This window comes from Pontibacter pamirensis (assembly GCF_010015475.1).
GTDB classification, from domain to species: Bacteria; Bacteroidota; Bacteroidia; order Cytophagales; family Hymenobacteraceae; genus Pontibacter; species Pontibacter pamirensis.
This window is the reverse complement of the sequence record NZ_SSNI01000001.1, coordinates 16,596-31,535: the sequence shown is the minus strand read 5'-3', so window position 1 is coordinate 31,535 and position 14,940 is coordinate 16,596. Positions and strand designations below refer to the sequence as shown.

Here is a 14,940-nt window from a genome sequence, read left to right as displayed (position 1 = left end):
TTTTAAGGTTTTGAATGTATATTGCCACAGGTAAAGAGCGTTGCTTGCTTAACGAAAACAACAGCCCTTTCAGCATCCTTGTAAGTTAAAATTACGCATTTCATGCAAAACAGCATTGTCTTTCTATACCAAAAGTACCTGGAGTGCCGCCACGTGAGCACAGATTCACGCGCGGAGCAAGACCAGAGTCTATTCTTTGCCCTCAACGGGCCCAATTTCAAAGGTGCCAAATTTGCCCTGCCCGCCTTAGAGAAGGGCGCGAAGTATGCCGTGGTAGACGACCCGGCCATGGCGGCAGACAATGTGTTTGTGGTGGAAGACACGCTGCAAACGCTGCAGGATCTGGCGCACCACCATCGCCGGCAGTTGGGCATTCCTGTTATCGGCATTACAGGCTCCAATGGCAAAACCACTTCCAAAGAACTCATTTATGCCGTGCTGAGCCAGAAGTTTAACACCCTCTACACGCAGGGCAACCTGAACAACCACATTGGGGTGCCGCTCACGCTGCTGCGCATTAAGCCGGAACATGAGATGGCGATTATAGAAATGGGTGCCAACCACATCGGGGAAATCGCACTGCTTAGCAGCATTGCGCTGCCAACACATGGGTTGATTACCAACATAGGCAAGGCCCACCTCGAAGGCTTCGGAAGTCTGGAGGGCGTGGCGCGCGGCAAAAGCGAACTGTATGTGCACCTGTTTAACACCGGCGGCACCGTGTTTGTAAACACAGGCAATGAACTCCTGATGCGCATGAGCCGCCGCATCGAAAACATGATTACGTACCCCGCTCCCGGCGACTACTACCACAGCGAACTGCTGGAGGCCTCGCCTTACGTGGTATACCGCGATGAAGAAGACAACCAGGTACAGACGCAGTTGGTAGGCAGCTACAACTATGAGAACATGGCGGCAGCAGCTTGTATAGGCAAATTCTTTGGTGTGCCCCTGCAGCGGGCCAATGATGCCATCGCAGCTTACAGCCCGGTGAACAACCGTTCGCAGGTACTGCAAAAAGGCAGCAACACCATCATTCTAGATGCTTACAACGCCAACCCTACTTCCATGGCGGCGGCAGTGCGCAATTTTGGGGGCATGAAGGCTCCTTGCAAAGTGGTGATTCTGGGCGATATGTTTGAGATGGGCACTGAGAGCGCTGCCGAGCACCGTGCCTTGGGTGAAGCCGTAGCCGAACAGCATTTTGACACGGTGCTGCTCTGCGGCAAAGACATGAAGTATGCGGCAGAAGTAAAAGCTGATTTCCTGCATTTCGAGACGAAGCTCGAGCTGCAAAAGTGGCTGCAGGAGCACCCCGTTTCTGAAAGCTACGTGCTGGTGAAAGGCTCCCGCGGCATGGGGCTGGAGACGCTGCTGGAGGTGCTGTAAATTTGAAAATCCGCTGAGGAGATTGAGAGATGCTGCTGGTGAAGAAAGCAGCAAGTGCGGTCTATAGTTTGCTCGACAAAGGCTAAGAGCCGGAGCAATTAACGTTGCTCCGCCGGCTCTTAGCCTTTGTCATCTAAATCTTTTGTCTTTCATCCTGTGTCTTTTGTCTACACCTTAAAACGGTGAATCGAAATTTTTCAGCAGGGGCAGCACCTCATCTTTCGGCGACACCAGCGGATCATTGATATCCCAGCCTATGCCTAAAGCAGGGTCATTCCAGAGGATGCCGCCTTCGGAGGGCTGGTTGTAAAAATTGGTGCATTTGTAGATGAAGGCGGTATTGTCTTCCAACGCTACGAAGCCATGGGCAAAGCCTTCCGGTATATAGAACACGTTATGCTGCTCCGCATCCAGCATACACGCTACATGCTGGCCGAATGTTGGTGAATTCTTCCGCAGATCGACCGCCACATCCAGTGCCCTGCCTGTTGTTACCCGCACTAGTTTGCCCTGTGCATAGGGCGGCTTCTGGAAGTGCAGCCCGCGCAGTACTCCTTTCGATGAAACGGATTGGTTGTCCTGCACAAAATCAGGCTGCTTGCCAAAGGGCTCAAACCATTTCATGCTGAAGGTTTCAAAAAAATAACCCCGATCATCTCTGAAAACGCGCGGCAAAAATTCTATCAGGCCCTCGATGTGGAAAGTATTGTGTTCCATATTTCTTGTTCGTTCTGTTTCTCTTGTTGCAGATATCTTTGTTTAAATCATTATCCTCCCGTTACTTCCGTTATCGCGTGCAGGTACTTCTGAATGACAAGGCGATCGTCGAAACGGGAAACGACTAGTCGGCGGCTGGCCTGCCCCATGCTTTCCAGGTCTTCCTCCTTTAGCTGCAGCATCTGCAGCATTTTCTCAGCAAGGTCCTCTGCACTGCGTGCGCGGCAAAGGTAGCCATTCACACCCTGCTGCACCACCTCCCGGCAGCCGGGCACGTTGGTGGCAATAAGTGGTTTGGCCATGGCAGCAGCCTCCAGCAAGGTACGGGGTGTTCCTTCGCGGTAGGACGGCAGCACCACACAGTCGGCCTTGCTTACGACAGCAGCTACATCATCGGTGGTGCCCAGGTATTCAATCACCCCTGTTGCCAGCCACTCCTCCAGTTGCTGCTGCTTTACCGCTGACCTGCTCCTTTCATCAAACTGCCCCAGCAGTTGGCACTTCACCTCCGGGTACTGCTCCTGCACCAACCTGCTTGCCTGCACAAACTCAGCCACTCCTTTGTCGAACAGCACGCGCGCCACCATTAGAAAGACGAACGGCTCGCTGCGTTTAAACTCCACCGCCGGCACGAACTCCTGCAGGTTTATACCCGAACCCGGGAGTACATCAGTTATACCCGCACGCACGAGGTTGTTGCGCAGGAACAACTTGCGGTCGTCTTCATTCTGAAAGAAGACTTTAGCCGGGTAGCGAAAAGAGAATTTATACAAACGGAGGGCAATGCTGGAGATATAGTCTTTGGTGATGAAAACAGTACCCAGACCCGACACATTGTTGATAATGGGTATACCGGCCCAATGTGCTGCGATGGCTCCGTAGATGTTCGGTTTAATGGTATAGTGCAGCACCACGTCCGGCTTTACCTGCTGGTAGGCCCGGTACAGGCGCAAGGTCAGCATCATGTCCGTGAATGGGTTTGTGCCTTTCTCCATCTGCACCGGCACAAAACGGCAACCTGCCGCCATCAGGCGCTCCGAGTAATCATCCTTCGGCGCAATAGCCACCACCTCGTGTCCTTCTGCCAGCAACGCCTTTATCAGGCTTCTGCGGAAGTTGTAGATATTCCAGGAGGTGTTAATGACAAGGGCTATTCGCATAGGGGCAAATCAGCTCAGCAGAATTGGGACCTTTATTGGGACCTTTAGATATAAAAAGCCGTAAGTTAGCCATTTTAGCGGTAGCATCAGAAATTTTAAAGTAAATTGCGGCAAATACCCCTGAACGTTTCATATAATCAATATACACCCTTATGCCACCTGTTGCATTTTTGCACACCCACGTATTGGTCGTTGTTCTGTTCCTGATCTTTTTTGCTGCAAAAGCCGTTCTGCTGCTGCTTAACAAGCGCGAGACCCTAGACAAGGTAAGAAGCAAAACCAAGGTATAGTGGACATGATCCTGGGCACCCTGATCCTGCTAACCGGTGGTTACCTGCTGTTCCTATACAGTGGCGGCATCCCTACTTACCTTATTGTGAAGATTGTACTGGTGCTGTTAGCTATTCCGCTGGGCATTGTGGGCATCAAACGGGAAAACAAGGTACTGACGGTACTGGCACTGTTCATCTTTCTGTACGTTTACGGAGTAGCTGAAACAAACAGCCTGACCATGAACAAAAACGAACCTTCTGTTGCTCCTATCAGCAATACGACAACTGAAACACCTGAGGCAGATGCCGCGGAAACCGCTGCTGCCAGCCCCGGCTTCTCAGACGCTGCACAGCAGGAGATCATAGCCTCTATGAGTGAAACGCAACTGGCGAATGCCAAAGCAATTTACACGCAGGTATGCGCCACCTGCCACGGTGAGGACGGAGCGAAAGGCCTGGGAGGTGCTGCTCTTTTAACTCAAAGTCAGTTGACCTTAAATGACAGAATTAACGTTATTGAGAATGGCCGCGGCCTGATGCCGGGTTTCGGAGACCAGCTAACGCCTCAGGAGGCTGAGGCATTGGCCGCCTATACCATAACGCTAAAAAAATAATTAATGGGTAAAAAGAACTTTTACGAAACCGCCAAACCGCAGGAAACTGCGGTGCTGGTGGCCGTACCAAATTACCGCCAGACCGATGCGCAAACCAACGAGTACCTCGATGAGCTTGCCTTTTTAACGGAGACAGCGGGGGCCACAACATTGAAACGCTTTGTCCAAAAACTGGACAAGCCCGATATCCGCACGTTTGTGGGCAGCGGGAAACTGAACGAAATCAAGGCCTACATAACGGAGAATGAGGTAGACATGGTTATCTTCGACGATGACCTGAGTGCCTCGCAGGTGCGCAATATCGAGCGCGAGCTACAGGTAAAGATTGTTGACCGCAGCTTACTTATACTGGATATTTTCGCGCTGCGGGCTAAGAGTGCCCAGGCTCACGCACAGGTAGAAATGGCCCAGTACCAGTACCTGCTTCCCCGCCTCACTAACCTCTGGACACACCTTTCAAAACAAAAAGGAGGCATCGGCATGAAGGGACCGGGTGAAACGGAAATTGAAACAGACCGCCGTATTGTGCGCGACAAGATAGCTTTGCTGCGGGAGCGCCTGAAAAAGTTTGAGAAACAGAACTTCGAGCAGCGCAAAGCCCGCGCCGGCATAGTGCGAGTAGCCCTGGTAGGTTACACCAACGTGGGCAAGTCCACACTGATGAACCTGCTCTCCAAGTCAGAGGTGTTTGCGGAAAACAAGCTGTTTGCAACTGTAGATGCCACTGTACGGAAGGTAGTGTTTGACAACATTCCTTTCCTGCTTTCTGATACGGTAGGTTTCATCCGCAAGCTCCCGACCAAGCTGATCGAATCTTTTAAATCTACCCTGGATGAGATACGGGAGGCTGACCTGCTGGTGCATGTGGTGGATGTATCCCATCCATCTTTCGAGGACCATATTGCAGTGGTAAACGAGACACTGAAGGACATAAACGCAGCCGAGAAACCGGTGCTGCTGGTGTTTAACAAAGTAGACCAGTACCTGCAACAGCGCGAAGAGGAGTTGGCAGAAGAAGGAGCCGAGGTGCGTCCGTCTATCGAAGACTTAAAGGCCACTTATATGGCAAGAATGCATGCCCCTGCCCTTTTTGTATCAGCTACAAATAAAATAAACATTGATGCGCTGCGCGACGAACTGCAAAGCAGGGTAGCAGAGTTACATTTCCAGCGCTATCCTAACAACGTGTAAGCCCAGTTTGCCGATGGAAGTACAAAATCTGGCGCTTTGAATCAGAGGTGCAGCATAAAAAAGGAAGCCTGAGACAAGACTTCCTTTTTTATGCTTACGCCGTAATCGAATTCAACAGAAGGCATGCGCTTCAGCAACGTCAGTTGTGCCCTTAAACCTGTTCCAGATCTTTAAGCACGTCTGTATGAAGTATATTCCCCTCATTATCTGATATAATTTCATATACAGGGGCTCCAAACCGTGCGACGTACAACTGATTCTTACGGCTGTTTGCCTGGCGTGCATTCGAAAGATACGTTGTATTGCCTGTATAGGACTCTGGCTTTACCTGGAGCGCATAGCGAAGTTTGCCATCTACATAAGCTTCATAATCGATGGCATAGATATGATACACCTCCCCGGGCACTTCCTGAAACACAGTATGCGGGAACATGGCCTGCAGCTTTTTTATGGTGTTTCTTTCCCGCTCAACCACCCTATTCCACGTTTCACACACTACCCTGAAGCGCACACATTCAAAGCACTCTTCTACAGATAAGCCGTATCCTTTGCCCCGGACATAATTATAGAGTGTTTCCCCTTTCAGGTAAAGTCTTTCCCGTGTTCTGCCGAACTGGGTATTCAGGTTTTTGAGATTCCAGCTCAGGCCGTGAACAAAGTCCCGGTCCGTTCTTATAAGCGACTCATTCTGCAACATAGCTTGCGTGGGTGCGTCCCACCTCAAAAGCAGGCGTTCTCTTTCCTCTCCGCTTTGGTAGTAAAAATTTTCCCAGTCCTCCTTCAGTTTAAAAGTTTTCAACTCAATTAGTGTCGTAAGATGTCCTACTGACCAGGGATCTCCCAGCATCAGCTCATTCCAGGCGTCGCTGGTTGACCTGAACTTTGCCGCATCAATTGGTAAAACGAATTCGGTTTCCACGTGTATTTATATTGGGGTGAACTATACTTAAAGAACTTTACTCTTCTTATTATCGCAGAGGATTACCTGAACAAATTTATTCCTGACTTTCGTCACAGGTAGAATGCTCTCAGCTCAGGTCCGCTTACAAAGCTATTCTGCCCTTGCTTTCTTCTCCGGCTATAGCTACACCTGAGCATCAGGCAAACTACACTTCGTTCAGCATGAATTCAGAAGAGCAAACAACAAGCCAAAGCGTACTTTTAACACAGGCCAACTTGCTTCTTTCCTATACGTTTTTCATTCGTTGCAAGTCCTGCTTAATTATTTTGACAGTATAGAGGCACAAATGTTAGCAAGTTAGCAAAATAAGATAACGAGACCATTAAAAAAATAGAGGACCTAATATACTTACATTCCCACAACGCTGCACAACAACCGCTTTAGACTGTGCTACTGCCCCAGGGCGTACAACCATTTACGTATAGTTTCAGTACTTAGCAATGCTGTAGTTGTTGCTTTTCTGGCGCTGCAACGGCAAAAAATAAGGAAATCGATATGAAAACATTATATATTCTGAGGCACGCTAAATCGAGTTGGGAGTTTGAAGAACTCAGCGACCACGACCGCCCCCTGAACAAGCGCGGCCGCAGTGACGCTCCGCTCATGGGGCAGGAACTGGCAGCCCGCGGCATCCAGCCTGACCTGATAATCTCCAGCCCTGCCGTTAGGGCGCTCACCACAGCCACACTTGCAGGAAGGGAAATGGGCTACGACGCTGACGATATTGTGTTGGACGAGCGGGTGTATGGTGCCGGCAAGAAGGACCTGCTGGAGGTGGTGCAGGAAGCGCCCGCCGAAGTAGAACACCTCATGCTGGTGGGCCATAACGAGGCTATTACCGACTTTGCGAACATGCTGACACCGGAGCACGTTGCCAGCCTGCCAACAGCAGGTGTGGTGGCACTGGAATTTAACTGCGAAAGCTGGTACGATATCAGCAAAGACAACGCACAAATGATCTTCTACGATTTCCCTAAGAACTATAAGTAAGCGCAGGTTTTAGCATCATCCTTTGAGCTGAAGATGAGTGCTTTCAGGTTCTGATAAAGCTCGCTTTCAAACACAAACCTTAAACAGGCTCTAACACTTTAATTCCCTTCCATCTGGTACATTAACCCGTAGTAGCTTTACTTACTACAAGCTTAGAGAAGACAACCACCTATATGAAAAAAGAGAAAGAGGAACAGGCTACCCCTGATTACCCCATGATAAACAGAGAACTAAGCTGGCTTGCGTTTAACTACAGAGTTTTGCAGGAGGCCAAAGACAAAAATGTGCCTCTGCTGGAGCGCATCAAGTTTATGGCTATTTTCTCAGCTAATTTAGATGAGTATTTCAAGGTGCGGGTAGCTACGCTCAAGCGCCTCATTAAGCTGAAGGAAAAGACCCGCAAGAAACTGAATACAGATCCCTCTGAAATTTTTGACCAGGTGATAAGAGAGGTTAAGCGCCAGCAGGAGGATTTTGGGGAGGTATTCCGTGAAGGAATATTGGCAGACCTGCGCGCGCACGATATTCACCTGCTCACAGAGCATGAGCTGAACCCGGAGCAGCAGGAATGGGTGAAAAATTATTTCCCGAAGAAAGTGCTGCCATTGCTGCAGCCTATTATACTGGATGAAACAGAAACACATCTCTTTCTGAAAGACCAGACAGTTTACCTGAGCATAAAGATGTGGGAACCGCAGGAAGAGGGCCTCAAGCCAGAGCGCTACGCCATGCTCGAGATACCGACCAAAAAACACGGCAGCCGTTTCGTTAAGCTGCCAACCGTAGACGAGCAACGCTATGTGATGTTCGTGGACGATGTCATCCGGTTCTGTCTGCCTGAAGTCTTTGACAAGTATCAGCAGTTTGATTCTCATGCGGTGAAAGTATCACGGGATGCAGAGCTGGATATTGAAGAGGAAGTATCAGGTAATTTGATGGCGAAGATCCGGAAAAGCCTTAAAAAGCGCGAAATCGGTTACCCGGCACGCCTGCTCTACGACCCGGAGACACCCCAGGACTTGCTGGACATGATGATGGCACATACCGGCGTTACCGAAGATGAGCTGGTGGAAGGCAGCAAGTACCATAACTTCCGCGACTTTTTCCAGTTCCCGGACTTTAACCTGCCCAACCTGAAGTATAAACCACAGCCTACGCTGGTGCACCCTCAGTTGGAGCAGGAGCCAAGCATGCTGGCCGCCATGCAAAAGCAGGACTACCTGGTGCACTATCCTTACCAGTCTTTTGACTACGTGCTGCGCCTGTTCAACGAAGCTGCCGAAGACCCTAAGGTAACTTCTATGAGCGCTACCCTATACCGGGTGGCAGACAAATCTGCCATTGCCAAAGCTCTGGCCAAGGCAGCCAAAAACGGCAAACTGGTAACGGTAGTAGTAGAACTGAAGGCGCGCTTTGATGAGGAGTCCAATATATTCTGGGCCGGGAAATTGCAGAAAGCGGGAGCTAACGTGATAGTGAGTGTACCGGAGCTAAAAGTGCATTCCAAGCTCGGCCTTATTACCAGAAACGAAGGCGGCAAGCTGGTAAACTATGCATACCTGAGCACAGGCAACTACAACGAAGACACCTCTACCATATACGCTGACCATGCTTTGTTTACTTCTGACAAGCGCCTCACCAAAGATGTAGAGCAGGTATTCAACTTTTTTATAGACCGGCACCCGGACAAAAAGTTCGATCACCTGCTCATGGCACCGCTCAACATGCGAGAGCGTTTTGTAAAGCTGATAGACCGGGAGATAAAGTATGCTAAAAAAGGTTTTCCTGCCCGCCTGATCCTGAAGATGAACGCCCTGCAGGATGAGCGCATGATAAAGAAGCTGTATGCTGCCAGCCAGGCCGGCGTAAAAGTCGATTTACTTGTGCGCGGCATCTGCTGCCTGGTGCCAGGGGTGGAAGGCATAAGTGAAAACATACAGGTGCGCAGCATTGTAGACCGCTACCTGGAGCATGCGAGGGTATACATTTTCCATAACAACGGCGATGCAGAATATTATGTCGCTTCTGCCGACTGGATGACCCGCAACCTGAACCGCCGGGTGGAAGTGGCTTTCCCGTTGCTGCAACCGCACCTTGTAAAGCAGGTGCGTGACATCATTGACCTGCAGTTAGCCGACGACACCAAAGCCAGAACCGTAGACAACAGCTATTTACAGGAAGGCGACCAGACAAACATGCGTTCGCAGTATGCCACCTATGACTACCTCCGTGATCTGATACCGGAGGGGATGAACCCGGTTCGGGAACAGGATAAATAAAGAAGCCTGACTATACAAAAAGAGGGAGAAGCTTGTCCGGAGCTTCTCCCTCTTTTTGTATAGTAACCTTAACAGGATTGTTAGTTGTTACGGCCTCTTTTCTACCCATTTTCGTGGAGGCACTGCATAAAGTTCTACCCCAATATAGCCCGTTCCTGCTAAGTCATTATCTATGAGTTCATTTGTAGAACCGATTTCATCAAAAATCCTGTTCCGGTAATACTGCCGGAAACCTGCTTCCACAGAAAACCACAGAAAATCGTATATCTCGCGCTCCATGCGCACCAGCGCTTTTATATCCGTGCGCCGCAACTCCACCTGGCCAAACGGGGAAAGCGGCGGTTCGTTTAAGTACAGGTTATAACTGGCGCCTTCCAGCCTGTATCCCACATACAGGAGTGTTTTTTCATTTGCATTGTGCCGCAGGCGCAGATTAGCTGGAAAGATAGATTCTATGCCCCACTTATCGTTAAAGGTGCGGTTATAAAGCACACCTGGTAATACGCGCCTGCGGCCAAACGTATACCCAAGCTGCGCGCCAACACCCCAGGAAAGGTCAGGGTTTAACTTCCAGCCGTACGCTACGTCTACCGTTGTTTTAAGGTAATCGATGATGCTAATATTATCGTTTGTATAGTCTCCGTTTAGCTCCCCCTTCACGCGGATAAGGTAAAAGCGGCGGTCATCAAGAGAGTGCAGGTAAGCCAGCTGCAGACCAATGCTCTTCAAATTTTTATCTTCCAGATTCTGATAAAGGCTGTAGTTCGCCGGAAGGTTAGAGAAGTTATACTCTTCGAAGTTGTACCCAAAGCCCAATATCAGTTTTGTCTGCGGCCTGTTCAGGATAGGGGCCAGCGCCCTGACATCGAACAGGTTATTCCGCCTGACGCGGTTGCTGCCGTTGCCAACAGTAGGGTCAGTAGAGGTGGACTCTATATCAAACTGCGGCAGGCGCTCATAACCGATCACGATTCCACGGGGCTTACCCATGTTCCTCACACCGGGCGAGGCATATTCAATAATATCTCCTAAGCCTTCCGCTTTCTCGGTTCGTTGCGCCTGCGCCTGTTGCCAGGAACACAGGAAAGCCATCACACACAGAAGTAAATTAGTTTTTATCATCGTTTATTTTTTGAGCTGTGTTCAGCGCGTTGTAAAGTAACAGTAGAAAGGCCGTACTCATCAATTGTTTTTCCCTTATACTCCTTTTCCTCTTTTCTGTTAAAAAAAGAAGCCGTAGTTCAGCATAAAGAGTTTATCGTCTTCCCCTACCGCATACGAGAACGTAAGTACAGTACGGTTAAGAAAATCAACCCAAAGGCCACCACCATACCCCGTATGCATGCTACGGAAAAACGAACCTCTGCTACCGCCATCATAATAGACCCGGCCAGCATCAAACAAACCTAACATGCCCAGTTTGCCGGGAGTCAGGTACAGGTTAAAGTCAAATAGCTGTATGCGTGCCTCGGCATTGGCATACAGGCTGCTGCGGCCAGCGAAGCGCGTGCGGCGGTAACCGCGCAGGTTAGAAGTCCCTCCCAACGTATTCGCCTGGTAAAACCGGAAATCGCCGAAGTTGTGCGCCCCTCCTACTCTTCCTGCCCATGTAAGCTGTAGCGGAAAGTTAGGGCTGATGTAGAACCTGAACTCAGAGCTTACATTGGTAAAGTTCAGTCGTTCTCCGTTGAGTTCGTGCAGGTAACTGATGCGGTTATAGAAGCGCATGCCGATGCGCGGGTTCGCATCTGTACTGCTGCCCGCCCCTATAACGTCCAGGTTAAGGAACGCTGTGGCTCCGGCATAATGCTGCACATTAAAATTTCCTCCCTCCGGATCGTATGTGCCGGATTCAAGCCTGCCTGCACGCGCTTCGCTCAGCAGAAAGTTCTCCCCGTTGTCCGGGGTCACCACCTGAAAGCGATCATACGTAGGACCTATACCTGCTTTCAGGAAAGCAGTGAGGTCTTTGTAAAGGGATGCATTCAAAGCCAGCCGTTTAAAACGGACACGATAATAACTGTCGTCCAGGTCAGACTCCTGCTCTGTCTCATTACCGAAGCCATAAAAGTTCCGCTGGTACTGCGGTCCCTGCAGGGAGCCGTTCAGCGCTAGGCTCCAATTCCCCAGCACCAGCCGTACATCACCGGTATAGCGTATGTTGAAGGACCTGGTTTGGAAGGCGTAGTTAGCCTCTAGCAGATGCTCTGCGGCATAGGGGGATTTCCGGAACTTTTGCGTGCGCCACAGCAAGCCAGGGCCCAGGAAAAGCCCATCGTCTACGTTATACGCTACAGACAGCCTTGGTCCGAGGTACGGCAGCTTAAAGTTATCGCGGTCGTAGCGGGTAACGGCATCAGGGTCCTCCTCTGTTTTGTCTTTGGTCTCCTCGCTAAACACAAACTCATTCCCTGCCTCGGCATCATAAACAACCGTATGCTTCCGGAGGCCGCGCACACTGGACCTATCCACAATTTCGTCTTCGTCGCCTCCCCCAATAATACGCACCAGAATACTTTTATCAACATCGCCTATCACCTCAAACTCATCCTCCCCGTCTCTGCCGTAGATGCGTATCTCTTTTGTTTCGTTTGTGAAGAAAGTGCGGTTATAAATTTGCTCCAGCACTTCGCCCTCCTTCGATATTTTATACCCTGTTACTTCCACCTGCTCATCGTTCAGGCGGTTTACCACGAAGCGCTCATGCTTGTCGCTGCCTGATATATCTACATACTGCACCAGAAAGTCATAGTATGCCTCGGCTGCCTGTGGCAGTTTGTCTCGCCGGGACTTCAGTTTAGCCACCACCTCAGGGCCGGAGAGCGCCCGGATGGTATCGGGCCACTGGTTCACTGCTTCTTCTATTACCTCGTCTGTTACGCTGGCTTTAATGTCCTGTGCCAGCCGGATCCAATCCTGCCGGCTAGGTCGGGAGGTAAAGGTACGGTCGAGGGTGAGTGCGCTCAGGTTAAGGCCTACGATATCGGTATAGTCGTAGCCGAAGTTCTGCACGTTGCGGATACCCCACTGGCGCGTAGCCAGCCAGGGCAGGAAGCCATCGGCCTTAAAAAAAGCCATGTCACGGTCTTCCGGCACTGGGGTATACAAGTTGCCTTTGTCGGGCTTCTCTTCTTCCACCCAGCGCCACTGTCCTTCGTGCCGGTCCCAGTCGCCGATAAGCATGTCGAGCAGGCGGGCACGGACGTATTCCTGCTGGTCTACCTCATTATCGTTGTCGTCTTCCAGTTCGTCCAGCACTTTCTCTGTGCCTACCAGGTTTTCGGCGTAGCCCAGGCTTGCCGTTTCCTCATGGTTTTCATCGGCATCTTCTTCCAGCAAAGCCAGCGTATTCCCGAATTCATCAATGTACTGGCGCAGGTATGGCGTATTGGGGATGTACACCAGTTCCGGGTTTGTATGGTACACGCCTGCGGCATTGGATAGCGGTGCCACAGCCAGTGCCCCATAAGGATGCTGCGCTGATATCTGGTCTTGGAGTAAGCTGCGCGCCGCTGTCTCCTGGAGGTATTCCGGCAGCGCCTTCGTTGGGTTCTTGTCGATAGTGCGTAGCGTGTACTCTTTGGCATCAGGGTTGCGGACCTTCAGCGAGGCAGTCTGCTTGCCTCCGCCTTTCTGGTAAGGCGTCAGGCCGCCGAACTGGTTCTTCATATCCAGCAGGGGCACTTCTACCGGGGCGGCCCATTCTTTGCGGTAGTGCTCGCCCAGCAGGGTCTTGCGCAGCCCGGAGGCGGTGTACTGCCTGTTGGCAGCCACTGTTATGGTACTGTCGGCATAGTTGGTGACATCTTCTACGAGAGGTGCTTCTTTCCGGGACTGCTTGGCATAAAGGGGTGCACGATAGGTGACATGGCCCGTGGCACCGTCACCGTCCGGCGCCCAGTATTCTACCCATACTTCTCCGTTCTCATAGTACAGGGTTTTGGCAAAACCTTTCACTTTTTCCACATACGTTACATTGCCTCCAGGCTTTATATACTGCACTTTGCAGCCGGACCCGCTCACAATAAGAGGCACCTCGTTGTGCTTGAAGTACTCAAGGGCGTGCTCGTGGCCGGCAGCGTAAGTAATGTTATCGTATTTGTCGAAAATATCCAGCAGGCCTTTGATATAAGCCTGGTAACGGGGGTGCGGTATGTCCTGCAGAATGCCGCCGTACTTTCTGGCAAAGGGGTAAATAGAGCCAATGACAGGCAATGGAAGGTACATCCAGTTGCGCAGCATGGTCAGCGGGAAGATGTGGTCCTTCAACGAGAAGAACCCGCCGTGCGCTCCCCTGCTCATCAGGGGGTGGTGGCCCACTACTAAAATGTCGCTGCCGCTGTTCTTTTCTATAATGTCTTCAAGTTGCACCAGGAAGTCCACCTCGGTGGCAGCACCGCAATGCGTGTTGTCGCCATACGGCCTGTCGAAAGGGTGCAGCCACCACTCTGAGTCTATGGCAATCAACACCAGGTCGTCGCTTAGCTTTACTTCATAGGGACCGGGGCAACCGTTGCCGGGCACAAAGAAATCGCCACCCACCACAATGTTTTCGTCTGTGAGGTACTCGTTCACATAGCGCTGCTCCCGCAGGATGTACTCAATGCCCCCGCGGCCACTGTGGTTCCAGTCATGGTTACCCGGAATCATGTACTTTTCCCCGGCATATCCTTTCAGGATGTCCAGTTGTGCGTTCAGGCGGGCCTCGGACAATTCGCGGTCGTAGGCACCGGGCTCCGGCAGTCCGTTGTGGTACACGTTGTCCCCTAGAAAGATGGTGGCACTTTGGGCACCAGCCTCCTCCATCTGCTTTCGCATTAACAGCAGTGAAGGCTCTCCTTCCAGGTCAGGGGCACCCACATCGCCAATCAGAAAAACCGTGTACAGCAACTTATTTTCCGGATCTGGAACAGACTGCTCCCAATCCAGTGCATCGCGGCTATAGTATGCTTTGTTGGAAACACAGGCAGAAAGGGTAAGGCCTAATACGACCTGCCAAAAAAGGCGGAACCGTGGTCCCTGCCACTTTAGTAGATTTTGGATCATAGGTTACTGAGATATAACACGCCCTGCAGGTAAGGCAAATCGCCTGTAGCCTTTACGCCTGGTGGAACTGTTGCCACAGCGCTGGAGACAATATAGCCTTTTATCCTAAAATCCGTGCACCACACGGTTAGCAGGCGCTGTATAAAGGAGGAGGTTGGGTACGGCATAGTAGGTTCTATAGCTGCGGGTCCCTGGCCTCATCCGTCTGTAAATGGGGTACCATTGGGGCAGCAGGACTGACATTTATAAACGAAAGAGGCTGTTTTTGGTTGTTGCTCCCGACCTCCCGCTAACTCCTGTATTAAATGCCCGTTAACTAAC

The 14,940-nt window shown here is 50.9% G+C and carries 11 protein-coding genes; 5 read left to right on the top strand and 6 right to left on the bottom strand.

Features of this window, described 5'->3' with window-relative positions:
* The first annotated feature begins 102 nt into the window (after nt 1-102).
* On the top strand, nt 103-1,389 hold the full coding sequence (locus E1919_RS00835) for a UDP-N-acetylmuramoyl-tripeptide--D-alanyl-D-alanine ligase (RefSeq protein WP_162051462.1): 1,287 nt from the start codon (nt 103-105) through the stop codon (nt 1,387-1,389).
* Nucleotides 1,390-1,563: 174 nt separating this feature from the next.
* Here E1919_RS00835 and rfbC read toward each other — a convergent pair whose 3' ends face one another.
* Both rfbC and E1919_RS00825 read right to left on the bottom strand, forming a co-directional pair.
* Nucleotides 1,564-2,106 carry a dTDP-4-dehydrorhamnose 3,5-epimerase gene (gene rfbC / locus E1919_RS00830; RefSeq protein ID WP_162051461.1) on the bottom strand — a complete coding sequence of 181 codons (543 nt, stop codon included), beginning with the start codon at nt 2,104-2,106 and terminating at the stop codon, nt 1,564-1,566.
* Nucleotides 2,107-2,156: 50 nt separating this feature from the next.
* On the bottom strand, nt 2,157-3,266 hold the full coding sequence (locus E1919_RS00825; RefSeq protein ID WP_162051460.1) for a glycosyltransferase family 4 protein: 1,110 nt from the start codon (nt 3,264-3,266) through the stop codon (nt 2,157-2,159).
* Between the two features lie 295 nt (nt 3,267-3,561).
* Here E1919_RS00825 and E1919_RS00820 point away from each other — a divergent pair, with 295 nt between their 5' ends.
* Nucleotides 3,562-4,152 (top strand): c-type cytochrome, encoded by a 591-nt coding sequence (locus E1919_RS00820; RefSeq protein ID WP_237143963.1) that lies wholly within the window; start codon nt 3,562-3,564, stop codon nt 4,150-4,152.
* Between the two features lie 3 nt (nt 4,153-4,155).
* A complete protein-coding gene (gene hflX / locus E1919_RS00815) occupies nt 4,156-5,343 on the top strand; it encodes a GTPase HflX (protein WP_162051458.1) in 1,188 nt (395 codons plus the stop codon).
* A gap of 151 nt (nt 5,344-5,494) precedes the next feature.
* Here the strand turns inward: hflX and E1919_RS00810 are convergent, their stop codons facing one another.
* Nucleotides 5,495-6,262: a hypothetical protein gene (locus tag E1919_RS00810; protein ID WP_162051457.1), complete on the bottom strand. Its 768-nt coding sequence runs from the start codon at nt 6,260-6,262 to the stop codon at nt 5,495-5,497.
* 537 nt (nt 6,263-6,799) lie between these two features.
* On the opposite strand from E1919_RS00810, the gene E1919_RS00805 reads away from it, so the two are divergent.
* Nucleotides 6,800-7,294, top strand: coding sequence for a SixA phosphatase family protein (locus E1919_RS00805; RefSeq protein ID WP_162051456.1), 495 nt, complete (start codon nt 6,800-6,802; stop codon nt 7,292-7,294).
* A 173-nt stretch (nt 7,295-7,467) separates the two neighbouring features.
* Nucleotides 7,468-9,573, top strand: coding sequence for a polyphosphate kinase 1 (gene ppk1, locus E1919_RS00800; RefSeq protein WP_162051455.1), 2,106 nt, complete (start codon nt 7,468-7,470; stop codon nt 9,571-9,573).
* Nucleotides 9,574-9,660: 87 nt separating this feature from the next.
* Here ppk1 and E1919_RS00795 read toward each other — a convergent pair whose 3' ends face one another.
* From E1919_RS00795 to E1919_RS00785, 3 genes are all read right to left on the bottom strand, one after another.
* Nucleotides 9,661-10,695 carry a DUF6268 family outer membrane beta-barrel protein gene (locus tag E1919_RS00795; protein ID WP_162051454.1) on the bottom strand — a complete coding sequence of 345 codons (1,035 nt, stop codon included), beginning with the start codon at nt 10,693-10,695 and terminating at the stop codon, nt 9,661-9,663.
* 99 nt (nt 10,696-10,794) lie between these two features.
* Nucleotides 10,795-14,619 carry a BamA/TamA family outer membrane protein gene (locus E1919_RS00790; protein ID WP_162051453.1) on the bottom strand — a complete coding sequence of 1,275 codons (3,825 nt, stop codon included), beginning with the start codon at nt 14,617-14,619 and terminating at the stop codon, nt 10,795-10,797.
* Nucleotides 14,616-14,786 carry a hypothetical protein gene (locus tag E1919_RS00785; protein WP_162051452.1) on the bottom strand — a complete coding sequence of 57 codons (171 nt, stop codon included), beginning with the start codon at nt 14,784-14,786 and terminating at the stop codon, nt 14,616-14,618. Before E1919_RS00785 ends, E1919_RS00790 begins: the two co-directional genes overlap by 4 nt.
* Nucleotides 14,787-14,940: the final 154 nt, after the last annotated feature.

What these genes read in the sequence shown, in the direction of transcription:
- E1919_RS00825 (WP_162051460.1), bottom strand. Translation starts at nt 3,266, where the DNA reads ATGCGAATAGCCCTTGTCATTAACACCTCCTGGAATATCTACAACTTC.
- E1919_RS00820 (WP_237143963.1), top strand. Translation starts at nt 3,562, where the DNA reads ATGATCCTGGGCACCCTGATCCTGCTAACCGGTGGTTACCTGCTGTTC.
- hflX (WP_162051458.1), top strand. Translation starts at nt 4,156, where the DNA reads ATGGGTAAAAAGAACTTTTACGAAACCGCCAAACCGCAGGAAACTGCG.
- E1919_RS00805 (WP_162051456.1), top strand. Translation starts at nt 6,800, where the DNA reads ATGAAAACATTATATATTCTGAGGCACGCTAAATCGAGTTGGGAGTTT.
- E1919_RS00795 (WP_162051454.1), bottom strand. Translation starts at nt 10,695, where the DNA reads ATGATAAAAACTAATTTACTTCTGTGTGTGATGGCTTTCCTGTGTTCC.
- ppk1 (WP_162051455.1), top strand. Translation starts at nt 7,468, where the DNA reads ATGAAAAAAGAGAAAGAGGAACAGGCTACCCCTGATTACCCCATGATA.
- rfbC (WP_162051461.1), bottom strand. Translation starts at nt 2,106, where the DNA reads ATGGAACACAATACTTTCCACATCGAGGGCCTGATAGAATTTTTGCCG.
- E1919_RS00835 (WP_162051462.1), top strand. Translation starts at nt 103, where the DNA reads ATGCAAAACAGCATTGTCTTTCTATACCAAAAGTACCTGGAGTGCCGC.
- E1919_RS00790 (WP_162051453.1), bottom strand. Translation starts at nt 14,619, where the DNA reads ATGATCCAAAATCTACTAAAGTGGCAGGGACCACGGTTCCGCCTTTTT.
- E1919_RS00785 (WP_162051452.1), bottom strand. Translation starts at nt 14,786, where the DNA reads ATGCCGTACCCAACCTCCTCCTTTATACAGCGCCTGCTAACCGTGTGG.